Genomic DNA, 13,070 nt, shown 5'->3' on the forward strand with positions numbered 1-13,070 from the left:
GGTGCTGCAGGGGAGGGGGCTGGCTGAGAGGGGGTGGTTGGCTGAGTGCTCATGGTCCGCTGCTTTTTGGTCTGGTGCGTTGAGAACAGAAAGGCGTTTATCTCTTTTTCATCGGAATGAACGATCGGTCATTTGTGTCTTTTTTACGCCATAATGCTTATGGGGAAAGCTGGCAATGATATGTGTTGACGCTCCCAATGGAGGGAGGATGAGAAAATACCAGTTAAAGCGCCGCTTGGGGTTTTCCAAAAAACAGATTTCCGGCGGATTTTTATATTAAATATAATATTTTCAAATAGTTATATTGAATGCGTGGCGATGAAAATATTTTTCTCACGATCAGGGAGGCAAAGTTCCAGAAAACATGGGCTTATGACGTGTAGGGCGTGTTTGTGGTTCGTCCAAGGTCGGGATTGCAATCTAAAACATGCTGATCGGCTGTTTGTTTTGATCGATAAAAACGATTTATTGGGTGGAGTGAGGAAAGAAAGATGTCACTCCTGCGTGAAAGAGCCATAATTTTATAAAATGCTGTCGCAAGAGTTGCATTATCCCAGTAGCAGAAGCGAACATGCTGCATTCTGGATAAGAAGAAAAGAAGGATTGTTTTCAGTGGATGGTGGCGAGCAGAGTTACTGGGTACATGACGATAACCTTGCTGTCCGCGTTGTGGCGATGCGACGGGATACCAATGCTGCAGGAGATGTCTTTGGTGGATGGGTTGCTGCGCATATGGATCTGGCCGCCAGCACAACGGCTGAAGACAGGGCCGGGCGCAAATGTGCCACGGTTGCGATAGACGGGCTTGTGTTTCATCGCCCCATGGCGGTGGGGGATGAATTGAACGTTTATACCCGTATTCTCAAGGTTGGCCGCACATCCATGACAATTGAGGTTGAGGCAATTCGCAGAATACGGCGCACCGCCATCCGGCAGAAAGTCACGCAGGGAAAATTCATTTTTGTGGCGTTGGATGATGACGGCAAACCGTGCGCTGTTGACAAATAAAGCCCTACGTTTTGGCATTTTTTATAGGTCAGAACGCTTAGGCAACGCCGGAGAGTATCCGATACCAGGAGCCCTGCGTGCTACGGGCAGGAAAGGCAGTAAGGTCTAGTGATATAAGCGTTTTGGCTTGTAATACAGGCAGGCTGGAGGCAGCATGGGGGCATGAACAAAATCATGCATCTTCTTTCTTCGGCTCTTATTACCGGCTTTCTATGTGCCGGGAGTGCGTATGCAGAGACGGAGGGGGGAAGTAAAGAGGTCGCTCCTTCCGCTGCGGAAAAACGCGTTATTCAAAACAGTATTGATGCTGTACGGAACGCTCAGGAGCGCGCAGCCATAGAAAGCCAAAGTGCTGTATGGAAAATGACAACCTTCCTGTGTCAGGATGCGGCGCGGGCTGTATTAAAAAAAAGAGGCTCAGGACGACGGTTTTTCCTACAGGATGACCAACCTGAGAGTCAGGTTTTTGTTGGTCCGGACCTTCTGACCGGACGTGGGCAGTTCAGTCTGAAAAAAGACCCCATGCAGTGGGTTCCATTTACGTGGGCCTGCCATCTTAACCCAAAAACAGCTAAGGTTGTACGGTTTGATGTGACCCCGGTAAGTAAGGCTGCTGATGTTTCAGCAAGTCAGCCGGTTTGTAAGGCAAAAGAGTTATACCTTACTGTTGATGATCAGAATGGGGCTTTTAATGGAATGTCCCATTCCGGAACGATGGTCACGTTGAAGAATGCGGGGGGCACCCCTTGTTCTGTTCCGGCTTATCCGGTGGTGGAACTTCAGGACAATGCAGGGAACCGTTTGCCGGCTGTCCGTCAGAAAGACGGCGCTACCGCTTCGGCTATAAAGAACGGCCAGCCGCAAGGTAAGGCAGCCATGACGCTCCCGGAGGGAGGCGAGGTGCATACTGCCCTGCGGTGGGTCTCCGGCGATGTGTATGATGACAGCCATAATTGTATGACGGCTACGGCTCTTCAGGTGAAATGGGATAATGGACGGCAGATCGCGCGTGTTCCTGTGCAGGCTCATTTGTGCGCCCCCGCCCATAAGAATGCGGAATTCGAACAGGCACCATTGAGCTCCGCGAAGGCTGCGCCGTAGAAGGGGGGAGAGGATTCTCTGGTGAGGGTTTAATCGTGTTTCTTCGGCAATTGACCTATCTGCTCGCGCTTGACCGCTTTCATCATTTTTCCCGCGCGGCGGAAGCCTGTGGGGTTTCTCAACCTGCGCTTTCGGCGGGTATTCGGCAGTTGGAAGCAGAGTTGGGTATTACCATCATCCAGAGAAACCGCCGGTTTTTTGGTCTGACAGCGGAAGGGGAGCGGGTGCTGGCGTGGGCACGCCAGACGTTGGCCGCCCTAGACGGTTTACGGCAGGAAGCTGCCCTTGCGCAGGATATGGCTGGTGGATCGCTCGTCATTGGGGTTATTCCGGCAGCGAGTCAGGTTGTGCCGGTATTGCTGGAGCGTTTTCGGGCGGTGGTGCCCGCCCTGCATGTTGAAGTAAAAATCTGTTCCAGCAGAGACATTGTTCATCTGTTGCGTGAGCACACATTGCAGCTTGGCCTGATGTATCTGGATCAGGTTCCAGCAGATAGCCCTTTTGAGACGCATACATTGTATGTGGAAGAGCACGTGCTGGCGGCGGCAAAATCCATGCCTTTGCCAGCGCCCAAGACAATAAAATGGAAAGATATTTCTACAGTGCCACTCTGCCTATTTACCACGGAAATGCGGAGCCGCCAGTTGGTGGATGCTGGGTTCCGAGAAGCTGGTGTAACCCCCATCATTCTATTGGAAACCAACGCATTGGAACTGCTCCATGCGGAGTTACTGTCAGGCCGTTTAGCCAGCATTTTGCCGGTTACAGCTTTGCCTGAACGGGTAGGGCCAGAAGGTTTGCAGATACGCCATATTGGCCCTTCTGTTTCTCCAGAGGTCGGGCTGGTGAAACTGGACCATTCAAATGGGAGCGCCGTTCTGGAACGGATATGGGGTGTTGTGCACTCCCTGAAGTTGGATGACGTTTACACATTCTGATCTGGTTAAGGGAGTATTATAACTTCTGCTTATGAACTGATTACAACAAACGCTTGGACGTTTATCCATGCGTTTTGCATGGTCCGCTTTTTTCAAAATGAGGAAACGCCATGCGCAGCGCCAAAGAGCAGGGAAGGCTTGGGGGACGATCCTTTTCAGCCTCCGTCCTTGGCGCCAGAACGCTGCGGTTTTCTGCCCGGATGGAGGAGCAATGGCTGCGTAAGTTGCAGTGGTTGCTGGCCCCTTCCATTGGGGATGTCACATTTGCCGTTCGGTCCTCACTGGCTGCAGGGCTGTCCCTGCTGATTGCCATGTGGATGGAACTGGATAGTCCGCAATGGGCCCCTCTGACTGTCTGGGTGGTGGCGCAGTCTTCTCGCGGGGAAAGCCTTTCCAAGGCACGCTGGCGTATTGCGGGCACGGTGCTGGGTGGCGTGGTGGCTATTGGGCTGATTGCCGCGTTTCCGCAGGCACCCGGCCTGTTCTTTTGCGTCTTGGCGTTCTGGATTGGTTTTTGCTGTGGTTGGGCAACTTTTCTGGAAAGTTATCGGGCCTATGGCCTTGTCCTAACCGGTTTTACATCTGCCATTGTGGCCACAGGCGCTATTGCCCGACCTGATGATGTATTTAACGTCGCGATTGCGCGTGGAACCTACATTGTTCTTGGGGTGGTGTGTGAGGCCGTACTGGCCATGCTGTTTTTACCCTATATACAGGAGCAGGCGAGGAAAAATCTGGATACGCGGCTTGAGGGAGCATTAACGGCGGTTACCGGGTTGGTGCAGGACCTGATGGCCGGGAAAGCCGATGCTCAGGCGCATGCGCAGGTCCTGACAACACTGGTTTATGCAAATAGCCGTATAGAGTTTGATGCGCTGGAAATAGGAGGGCGCACGCATATTGCCGACCATGCGCGGGCGGCGCTTTCATGCATGATGGTCATGTTGGCTCGGGCGCGCAGCCTTTCCCTGCTGGGGAGGATGGAGTGCTGTGAGGCTGATGAACCCGTGCCAGGAGCGCTGATGGCTGATTATGACAGGGCACGGGCGCATATTCTGGCGGCTGAACATCCCATAAGGGGAGATCATTTCCGCTTTCATATGTCATCACGCAGGCATGCGCTTGAATCCGTGGAAAACGGCATACGGGCCTGCGCAGGTATTCTGGGAAGCTGGTTGGTCTGGGAGGTAACGGCCTGGCCGTCTGGCGCAGGTTTTGTGTCTTTTGTGGCGCTTGTTTATGGTCTTCTGGCAACGCGTGAAAATCCGATTGTGGCGTCTGCCTCTTTCTTCAAGGGGGCGTGTTGGTGTGCTGGTGTGGCGGGGGTTTACACACTGCTGGTTCTGCCAAAAGTGACAACACCGGAAATGCTGTTGATGGTGATTATGGTCCCCATGACGGTAGGGGGACTGGCAGCGCGCCATGCCGCTACGGCGGGTTATGCGTTTTCTTTTAATATGTTTTTTCCGGTGCTGCTCGGTCCTCGTAATGATGGCCGTTATGATGAACAAACCTTTTTCAACGGAGCGCTGTGCTTTCTATTAGCTGTTCTGTTTGTTGGCTGGACATATCGGATAGTTTTGCCGTTTCGGGTTGATTCTCATATGCGGCGCACAGAGCAATGGCGGCAAAAGCGCCTGAGGGCGCTGGCGGGGCCGGGAAACAGAATGACCGTTCAGCAATGGCTGGCTGAAAGTTCAGACAGTCTTGTGCGCATTCTTAGAAATGCTCAGGCTGTTCCGGCATCTCTCCGTTTGACTTACATGCAAAATCAGTTGCGCCAGGCTAGTATGGGTATGGGTTTGATCGCCATAAGAAATGCCGCTCAGGATAAGAAACTTCCTCTTGCGGTCAGACGGCCCTTGCATCTGTTCCTGCGGAAATGGGCTCAGGGAGACCCACGAACTGATTTTTGGAACCACCAGATGCAGAACTGGGTGATCCGCCAGCAACGTAATGCTAGCGGGCCATATGTTCAGGATGAGCTGGAAAAGGTGCAGGTCATGTTGAAAATAATTGCTGTTGAAGGTGCTTCACTCTGAACAAAGTTCAGAGGCGTGGGGTGGCTGAAAGCTCGGTAGAAAAGAAGCCATGACCGAATTTGAAAGCCGAAAAAGAGTAACCTTGATAGAGGCTGTCTGAATGAGGAGGAGAACAGGCAGCGTCTTCCGGGAGGAAAAGGTTTGATTGCTTTTCCTAATCCTCTTTCCTGGCCGAGTTACGGACGAATGGTGGGGTTATGCTCATCACCCATGCCACAGGCTGTTGGTTCATCAACCGTCAAAAGCAGGCGTAAGCGTTCTGGCATCGGCAGATGAGAGACGGGAGGGGACCGATGAACCACTCCTTGACCGTTGGTGCGCGGCCATCTGTTTCCCTGAAGCAGGGCTATGTGCCCGGTAGGAATGTGATGGACTTCCGTTGGAGTATTATGGGCCAATTGCGAAAGATCAGTCTGCCTTGCTGCTGTTGGTAGCCATTGTGTTCCTCGTCCGTAATAAGTGCAAAGCAGCCGGAGCGTTACGTGATCGGTATGGAATTTTCGGCAGGAATCTGTGTTGATCTGCTCCAGCCTAAACCGCACAGCATTAAGGCCACTTGCTTTCTGGTAGATGTGGACAAGCTTCAAGGCATCTTCAAGCAAAGGCTGCGCGTTACGGGGAATGTAAGGAGATAGGAGGGAATGCAGGCTTTCTGGCGTGCCTTTGGCCAGTAGAAGCTGTGGTCCTTCCTCAATCATAACGTTAATGGCCCCTTCAAGTGATTCTGGAAGGGTGCGTGCAATAATCGATATGGGTTCATTGCCTGAGTGCGTGTCATCCAGAGCGTTTTGCAGCAGCGACAGTCTGGTTGGGCAAAGGAGAGAAGGCATGGAGAACCCTGAAATGTAATGTTATAAAGTTACATTATTATGAGGTGAACGCGAGAAATGCAAGAGAGGAAGCTTAAGCCGCGATAGGAAGTGTTTTTGAAGGAGAAGAGAAAAGGGATAGAGTGAAAAAAAGTGAGCCGGAAAGAAGGGAAATTCTGATGCAAAAAGCCATATGGTCGTGGCACGCGGCGGTAGCGGGAAGTGTTCTATCTGTCATGGTTATGGCAATGGACGCCAAAGCGCAGGATCAGATACCGCCGCCTCAGTCATCCCTCCATATTCCTTTGGCTCCTGCTGTCAGCGTGCAGGAACAGAAGACGTTTTACCGTTGTAAGGGGGCGCGTGACTTACGGCAGAAGCTGCCGAAAGGTGATTTTTTGGTAACATACCTCAATGCAGGTGCAACCAGTCTGGCGGTGCTGCCGGTTGAAGGTCAGACACTCGTTTTCACCAATGTTATTTCGGGCTCTGGAGCCAAATACGTTGCCGATCGGTTTGTGTGGTGGAGCAAAGGCACGGAGGCTTTTTTCTCTGAAGACCGAAAGGACGTAACGGCACAACTTCTCTGTAAAGAAGTGGCACCTCTCCATACTGGAACAGATGAACCTGTTCGATAAGTGGAGACTTCCTGTATAAAAAAGGAGGAAGAGCGGGGATGCTTCTGGAAAAAAGCGGTCGCACATTTTTGCAGGACCGCCAGCTTGGAAGTTCTTTGTCGGCTATTGCCGGGGCCATAAATGCCTTTGGTTTTCTGAGTGCTGGATATTATTGCGCCAATATGACCGGCAACGTGTCTGCTTTGGCGGCTAATTTTGTAAATGGAGACATCAAGGTTGCCTTCGTTTCGGGGGCTTTGGTGGTGTGTTTCCTGTTTGGAGCCATGCTTTCCGCCGTCATGGTAAACGTGGGCCATCGGCGTGGAGCTGCTGGCGTTTATGCTTATAGTATTCTGATAGAGGCGATTATTCTGGCAGCGCTGGCGCTGGCTAAAATGTTTTATGGGGTACCGTCAGGCCAGAGCATTGTATCACCTGCCATCCTGAGTTTCTTGATGGGGATGCAAAATGCGACCGTGACCCGTGTTTCTGGAGCTGTGGTGCGAACTACCCATGTAACAGGTATGCTCACAGACTTGGGGATAGAACTGGCAAACTGGCTGGAAACATTTGCGAAAAGTGAAGAGGCGGAAAAGCATATCAGAATGCTCCAGCGTCTGAGACTTCACAGCCTGATTATTGCCTGTTTTATTTTTGGAAGTGGTATTGGCGCCTTAGGGTATTTGCACTGGCAGAAAGGCTTTTTGCTCACCATAGCCTGTATACTTGGATGTCTTGCGCTGCCCGGTATTTTTGTGACGTCTACCGCAGAGAAACCGAATGACTCCTAACCTAAACAGGAAGCCATTTTTCCAGATTTTGAAAGCGTATGATTGAGCTGAGATGATTTGAAGCTAATGACGATAAGCCAACATATTTTTATCTGCCTTCATGTGCAGACGTTTGCCTTTACCTCGACTGAGAGTGGGAGGGTGACTATTTTTTGAGAGAGGGCAAAACATCTAACGATGTTGTTTTGCCCTCTCTGTTTTTATTTTACAAAGCCGACTATTTTTTCAGCTTCGGAGACAATAGGTTCCGCAATGGCTTGGGCGCGTGATGCCCCTGAGCGCAGGACAGAGAGCAGATGGTCTTCATTTTGCATCAGGCGTTTGGTTTCCTGTGCGATGGGCGCAATAGCATTCACCACAACGTCTGTTAGAGCCTGCTTGAAGGGGCCAAAACCTTCGCCTGCATGTTTTGCCAGAACGTCCGTAATGCTGATGTCCGAAAGGGCAGCATAGATTGTGACCAGATTTTTGGCTTCCGGCCGGTTTTCAAGCTGTGCGGGATCTTCAGGCAGAACGTCCGCATCGGTTTTTGCGCGGCGGATCTTGAGTGCGATGGCATCTGCGTCGTCCGTCATCTCAATCCGACTCTGGGCGGAAGGATCTGATTTGGACATTTTCTTGGTTCCATCCCGCAGGCTCATGACGCGTGCCGCAGCAGGAGGAATAAGGGCTTCTACTTCCGGGAAGAAGGAGACCCCATAATCATGGTTGAATTTCTGAGCGATATCGTTGGTCAGTTCCAGATGCTGTTTCTGATCTTCACCAACAGGCACGCGGGTTGCCTTGTAAGCCAGAATGTCGGCAGCCATCAGACTGGGATAAACGTATAGACCGGCGGAATGATTTTCCCGGTCCTTGCCTGCTTTATCCTTGAACTGTGTCATGCGGTTGAGCCAGCCCAAGCGGGTGACACAGTTGAAAATCCACGCCAGCCGTGCATGAGCCGACACAGCGGATTGATTGAACAGGATGTGTTTTTCCGCATCAATGCCGGACGCTAGGAGAATGGCGGCCTGCGTAAGGGTTTGGTGCCGCAGTTTTTCCGGTTCCTGCCACACAGTAATAGCGTGCATATCTACCAGACAGAACACGCACTCATGGTCGGCCTGTAGGTTAACCCAGTTCCGGATAGCGCCCAGATAGTTACCAAGCTGCGGAATGCCGGACGGCTGAATGCCAGAAAAGATGCGTTGCATATGCTTTACCACTGTGATCGTGAGCCAGGAGAAATTAGGGGATAGGAGAGAGCTTGTTCAGATTTTCCCGTTCTTCCGCCACCATTCCCGCAGATTTTCGCACAGCACGAGCGGCGGCGATATCCTCTTTGGTCATAACAGGGGCAGGCTGCGTTGAGCCGCGGGCAGAAAGCCAGGAGAGGATCTGCGCAACCTCATCATCTTTAAGGTAACGGAAGGGGGGCATTTCTGCTTCATAAGGCATGCCATTGGCCATGATTGGTCCGCTAACACCATTCATGAGCACATCAGCAAGATATTTACGGCCTTCTGCCGTGCTGGCAATGCGGTCTAAGCGCCCGACCAGCGGTGGAACGGAGCCGGGCATGCCGTCACCGCTATGATGGCAAATACCGCAGTTGCTGCCGTAAAGATTTTTCGGGCTTTTGGGCGAACAGCCGCCAAGAAGAAGGGAAAGAGCACCAATCGCCAGAAAGGCGGACCGCGTGCTATGAAAAGACATCATGGTCTGAAACCTGTCCTACCGGTTCTGCGCATGACAGAACCGGTTCAGGCCGTTTCCGGATTAATGAGCGTGATCAACGCCCAGCAACTGGATACGGAAAATAAGCGGGCTGTCTGCCGGGATAATCCCCATGGCCTTGTGGCCATACCCGAGTTCGGGCGGTACGTAGAGCATCCAGGTGTCACCCACATGCATCATGGGAAGGGCTTCCATCCAGCCTTTCACCAGACCCTGCAAGGGCATCTGCATGTAAGCGCCATCGCCATGCTGTTCGGAACTGTCAAAAATGGACCCATCTGGCAGGCGGCCTTCATAGATCAGCATCATCACGTCTCCCGGGCGCGGCTGTTCGCCGTCCTTGGGGCCGGATTTCAACACCTTGTAGGCCAGGCCATCCTTCAGCACGGTCACACCGGGCTGAGAGCGGAGTTTGTCCATCTGCTGGGCTGGGGTCAGTTCAGGTTCCGCTTCCTTATGTGAACCGCACGCAGCAAGAGAGACGGCCATGCCGGCCGCAAGCAGGTAAGGAGTAAGTTTGAAACGACTGGTCATGACCCTCTCGACAATCTGAAAAGAATGGCGGTGACGTCGCGCCCTTAAAGCGCGCCGCCCTTACGTCCGATCTGAGCACCCAACCGCAGACGTAGCGCGTTCAGTTTGATGAAGCCCTGTGCGTCTGCCTGGTTGTAGGCACCTTCGTCATCTTCAAACGTGACAACGCGGGTATCATACAGGCTGTTCGGGCTTTCACGCCCTACGCAGATAACATTGCCCTTATACAGTTTCAGGCGGACACGGCCCGATACGGAATGCTGGGAGGCATCAATCAGAGCCTGCAGCATGCGGCGTTCCGGGGAGAACCACAGCCCGTTGTAAAGAATGGCAGCATAACGCGGCATCAGGCTGTCCTTGAGGTGCATGGCCTCGCGGTCCAGTGTGATGGATTCAATGCTGCGGTGGGCCGTCAGCAGGATGGTGCCGCCGGGGGTTTCATAAATCCCGCGGGACTTCATGCCCACAAAGCGGTTTTCCACCAGATCAAGGCGGCCAATGCCATTGGCTTTGCCCAACTCGTTCAGCTTTGTCAGCAGCGTGGCTGGAGACATGGCTTCACCATTGATGGCAACCGGATCACCGCTGACGAAATCAATTGTGATTTCCGTAGCTTTGTCGGGCGCTGCTTCTGGAGAGATGGTGCGCTGGAACACAATTTCTTCTGGTCCAACTGCCGGATCTTCCAGCAGTTTTCCTTCAGAAGAAGAGTGTAGCAGATTGGCATCCACCGAGAACGGCGCTTCTCCACGCTTGTCCTTGGCAATAGGGATCTGGTTTTCTTCGGCAAAAGACAGCAGCCGGGTGCGGGAGGTCAGATCCCACTCACGCCACGGAGCGATCACCGTGATGTCGGGCTGCAGGGCGTAATAGGCCAGTTCAAAACGAACCTGATCGTTCCCTTTGCCTGTGGCACCGTGGGCGACAGCATCTGCACCGACCTGACGGGCGATTTCAATCTGGCGCTGGGCGATCAGAGGGCGGGCAATGGAGGTGCCCAGCAGATACTGGCCTTCATACAGGGTGTTGGCCCGGAACATCGGGAACACGAAATCCTTCACGAAGGTCTCACGCAGATCTTCGACAAAGATTTCCTTCACACCGAACATTTCGGCCTTTTTGCGCGCCGGTTCCAGTTCTTCTCCCTGACCCAGATCAGCGGTGAAGGTGACAACTTCACAACCATAGGTCTTCTGCAGCCAGCGCAGGATGACAGATGTGTCCAGGCCGCCTGAATAGGCCAGCACAACTTTTTTGACATCTTTTCTGGCGGCAGGTGCGCCCATGGGAGTGATCTCCTGAGTAAGTAAGACAAGAATGTTTCGCCCTGCTTCCTAGCATCAGCAGGGCAGGGGAACCAGAGGCCAAGCTCGTATCTGGGTAAGAAGAAGCAGAAAAATCAGCCCTGCGCTGCGCGCACGCGTTCGCTTTCAGTTTTCAACTGCCCACAGGCCGCTAGAATATCGCGCCCCCGAGGTGTACGAATAGGAGACGCAAATCCGGCATCCATGATGATATCCGCGAACTTGTTCTGCTGTTCCCGCGTGGAGGGGCGGTAGTCACTGCCCGGCCAGGGATTGAACGGGATCAGGTTCACTTTGGCGGGAATACCTGAAATCAGCCGTACCAGTTCACGTGCATCGGCTTCACTGTCATTCACGCCACGCAGCATGATGTATTCAAATGTGATGCGGCGCGCATTGCTGGCTGCCGGATAGCGGCGGCAGGCGGCGAGAACCTCTTCAATCGGATATTTACGGTTGAGCGGTACAATCTGGTCTCGCAGGTCATTCCTGACAGCATGCAGGGAGACGGCCAGATTGATTCCCAGTTCGTCCCCGCAGCGATCCATCAGGGGCACAACGCCGGATGTGGAAAGGGTAATGCGGCGGCGTGACAGGCCAATTCCCTCTCCATCCATGATGATTTTCATGGCTTTGGCGATGTTCTCGTAATTATAGAGCGGCTCTCCCATGCCCATAAGAACAATGGTGGAAAGCAGGCGCGGCGTCTCGCCTTTGGGGCTGGGCCATTCACTGTAGGAATCCCGCGCAGCCATGAACTGCCCCACAATTTCCGCAGCGCCCAGGTTACGAACCAGTTTCTGGGTGCCAGTATGGCAGAACGTGCAGGAGAGGGTGCACCCTACCTGCGAGGAGATGCAGACAGCACCACGATCTTCCCTACGGTCAGGAATGTAAACAGTTTCCGCTTCCTGCCCATCCCGAAAGCGGAAGAGGAATTTTCGTGTTTCATCGGTGGACGTCTGGACCATGGCCGCGTCTGGCCGACCAATAATGAACTGCTCCGCCAGCTTTTGCTGCAAAGGCTTGGCGATGCTGCTCATCCGGGAAAAATCTGTCACTCCCTGATGATAGATCCAGTGCCAGAGCTGCTTGGTCCGGAACGGCTTTTCCCCGATTTCCAGAAGAATTTCTGTAATTTCGTCGCGGGAGAGGCCAACGAGGTCTCGGCGTCCGTCTGCCAGTCTGGCTTCTGGGGGGCTGAATAACGCAGCCTTGGCCAGAATGCGTGCCCGTTCCTCCGCATTCAGAGAAGCCGCGGCTTCGGCATCATGAGTTTTGGGGTGAGAACCTGAAGAAACGAGAGACATACATAACGCCGTAATGGGAGGGGGATGATGAACTTATAACAGAAAAAGGCCCGGCGGGCACCGGACCTTCTCCATATTATAGACTGTTTTTAACCGAAACAGCAAAGGCTTGCTGCTTCCCTATGGCAGGTCAGTCAGTTCTGCCCGCTGTTTGCTGCGTGAGGTTGGTCCTGCAGATCAGCGCGCAGCCAGGAAGCTACGTGCGTTTTGGCAGGATCGATTTCATCCATGATCAGGCTGATGGTCTGCGCGGAGTACGCATCCGGCTTGCTATCCGGAGAAATTGGAAAAGTCGGGCGTGGAATATCAAAAGTCAGCGCAGGCTCCGGTGCGTCTCCCTCCGAACTGGCAGGCGCAGGGCTGTCTGACTGAATGTTGGCGACCACCGACAGTCTGTCTGCGTCCGGATGCTGACCGAAGAAGAGATAAGCGTAGGAGGCCGCTGCCGAAAGCACATCCCGCATAGCGATCCGATACCGGTTGGTGCCATCAGATGGGAGCGCCCGCGCGTGCAGGGTAGCCGGGTCTGCCGTAATAACGAGGGTTTCTGCCTCAGGTTCATCCTGCAGGATTAAACCATCCTGTTCGTAATCGCGCAGAAGGGGGCTGCTTGTGGCCAGAATGCTGTCATTGTGCGCAACTGCTGCGTGATAGGGAACGGGCGCAGCCTGAACAACATCAGTGATGCCGAACAGGCTGGTTGTGACACCGAGCATCATGATGAATTTACGCATAAATAAAACAGATCCTTTTTTGCTGAGAAAGCTAAGCTCTCATAAAATTGTGGCAAAAAAGGAGAAGAATAGCCATGCAGAAAGAGCATGAGGCGATATAAAATCGGTTTTATGTAAAATGAAATGGGGCTGGCATAGGTAAGCGAATAAAGGCTTGATATGT

The 13,070-nt window shown here is 53.0% G+C and carries 14 protein-coding genes; 6 read left to right on the forward strand and 8 right to left on the reverse strand.

Annotated elements, in window-relative coordinates:
* Window positions 1–675 precede the first annotated feature (675 nt).
* The 4 genes from AD944_RS02470 (at window position 676) to AD944_RS02485 (ending at window position 5,089) form a co-directional block, all read left to right on the forward strand.
* Complete coding sequence (locus AD944_RS02470) at window positions 676–1,008, forward strand: acyl-CoA thioesterase (RefSeq protein WP_045543692.1); 333 nt, start codon at window positions 676–678, stop codon at window positions 1,006–1,008.
* 174 nt (window positions 1,009–1,182) lie between these two features.
* Window positions 1,183–2,109, forward strand: coding sequence for a DUF4232 domain-containing protein (locus AD944_RS16625; protein ID WP_169794948.1), 927 nt, complete (start codon window positions 1,183–1,185; stop codon window positions 2,107–2,109).
* 35 nt (window positions 2,110–2,144) lie between these two features.
* Entirely contained in the window at window positions 2,145–3,047 is a 903-nt protein-coding gene (locus AD944_RS02480) for a LysR family transcriptional regulator (RefSeq protein WP_045543640.1), read from the forward strand.
* A 110-nt stretch (window positions 3,048–3,157) separates the two neighbouring features.
* On the forward strand, window positions 3,158–5,089 hold the full coding sequence (locus tag AD944_RS02485) for an FUSC family protein (protein ID WP_052427297.1): 1,932 nt from the start codon (window positions 3,158–3,160) through the stop codon (window positions 5,087–5,089).
* Between the two features lie 176 nt (window positions 5,090–5,265).
* Here AD944_RS02485 and AD944_RS02490 read toward each other — a convergent pair whose 3' ends face one another.
* Window positions 5,266–5,919: a DUF1826 domain-containing protein gene (locus AD944_RS02490; protein WP_052427296.1), complete on the reverse strand. Its 654-nt coding sequence runs from the start codon at window positions 5,917–5,919 to the stop codon at window positions 5,266–5,268.
* A 158-nt stretch (window positions 5,920–6,077) separates the two neighbouring features.
* Here AD944_RS02490 and AD944_RS02495 point away from each other — a divergent pair, with 158 nt between their 5' ends.
* Together AD944_RS02495 and AD944_RS02500 are read left to right on the forward strand one after the other, a co-directional pair.
* A complete protein-coding gene (locus AD944_RS02495) occupies window positions 6,078–6,536 on the forward strand; it encodes an MliC family protein (protein ID WP_045543687.1) in 459 nt (152 codons plus the stop codon).
* A 38-nt stretch (window positions 6,537–6,574) separates the two neighbouring features.
* A complete protein-coding gene (locus AD944_RS02500) occupies window positions 6,575–7,306 on the forward strand; it encodes a YoaK family protein (protein WP_045543639.1) in 732 nt (243 codons plus the stop codon).
* Window positions 7,307–7,506: 200 nt separating this feature from the next.
* Here AD944_RS02500 and trpS read toward each other — a convergent pair whose 3' ends face one another.
* The 7 genes from trpS to AD944_RS17215 form a co-directional block, all read right to left on the reverse strand.
* Window positions 7,507–8,502 (reverse strand): tryptophan--tRNA ligase, encoded by a 996-nt coding sequence (gene trpS, locus AD944_RS02505; protein WP_045543638.1) that lies wholly within the window; start codon window positions 8,500–8,502, stop codon window positions 7,507–7,509.
* Window positions 8,503–8,536: 34 nt separating this feature from the next.
* A complete protein-coding gene (locus AD944_RS02510) occupies window positions 8,537–9,007 on the reverse strand; it encodes a c-type cytochrome (RefSeq protein ID WP_035378639.1) in 471 nt (156 codons plus the stop codon).
* A gap of 60 nt (window positions 9,008–9,067) precedes the next feature.
* A complete protein-coding gene (locus AD944_RS02515) occupies window positions 9,068–9,559 on the reverse strand; it encodes an FKBP-type peptidyl-prolyl cis-trans isomerase (RefSeq protein WP_035378641.1) in 492 nt (163 codons plus the stop codon).
* Window positions 9,560–9,603: 44 nt separating this feature from the next.
* Window positions 9,604–10,845, reverse strand: coding sequence for an argininosuccinate synthase (locus tag AD944_RS02520; protein WP_006560073.1), 1,242 nt, complete (start codon window positions 10,843–10,845; stop codon window positions 9,604–9,606).
* 113 nt (window positions 10,846–10,958) lie between these two features.
* Entirely contained in the window at window positions 10,959–12,173 is a 1,215-nt protein-coding gene (gene rlmN / locus AD944_RS02525) for a 23S rRNA (adenine(2503)-C(2))-methyltransferase RlmN (protein ID WP_006560074.1), read from the reverse strand.
* Window positions 12,174–12,307: 134 nt separating this feature from the next.
* Window positions 12,308–12,907, reverse strand: coding sequence for a hypothetical protein (locus tag AD944_RS02530; protein ID WP_045543637.1), 600 nt, complete (start codon window positions 12,905–12,907; stop codon window positions 12,308–12,310).
* A partial coding sequence (locus AD944_RS17215; protein ID WP_211263324.1) for a hypothetical protein occupies window positions 12,889–13,070 on the reverse strand: 182 nt, incomplete at its 5' end. The genes AD944_RS17215 and AD944_RS02530, both read right to left, overlap by 19 nt.

The sequence above is a fragment of the Acetobacter tropicalis genome (assembly GCF_001580915.1).
In the GTDB taxonomy this organism is placed as follows: domain Bacteria; phylum Pseudomonadota; class Alphaproteobacteria; order Acetobacterales; family Acetobacteraceae; genus Acetobacter; species Acetobacter tropicalis.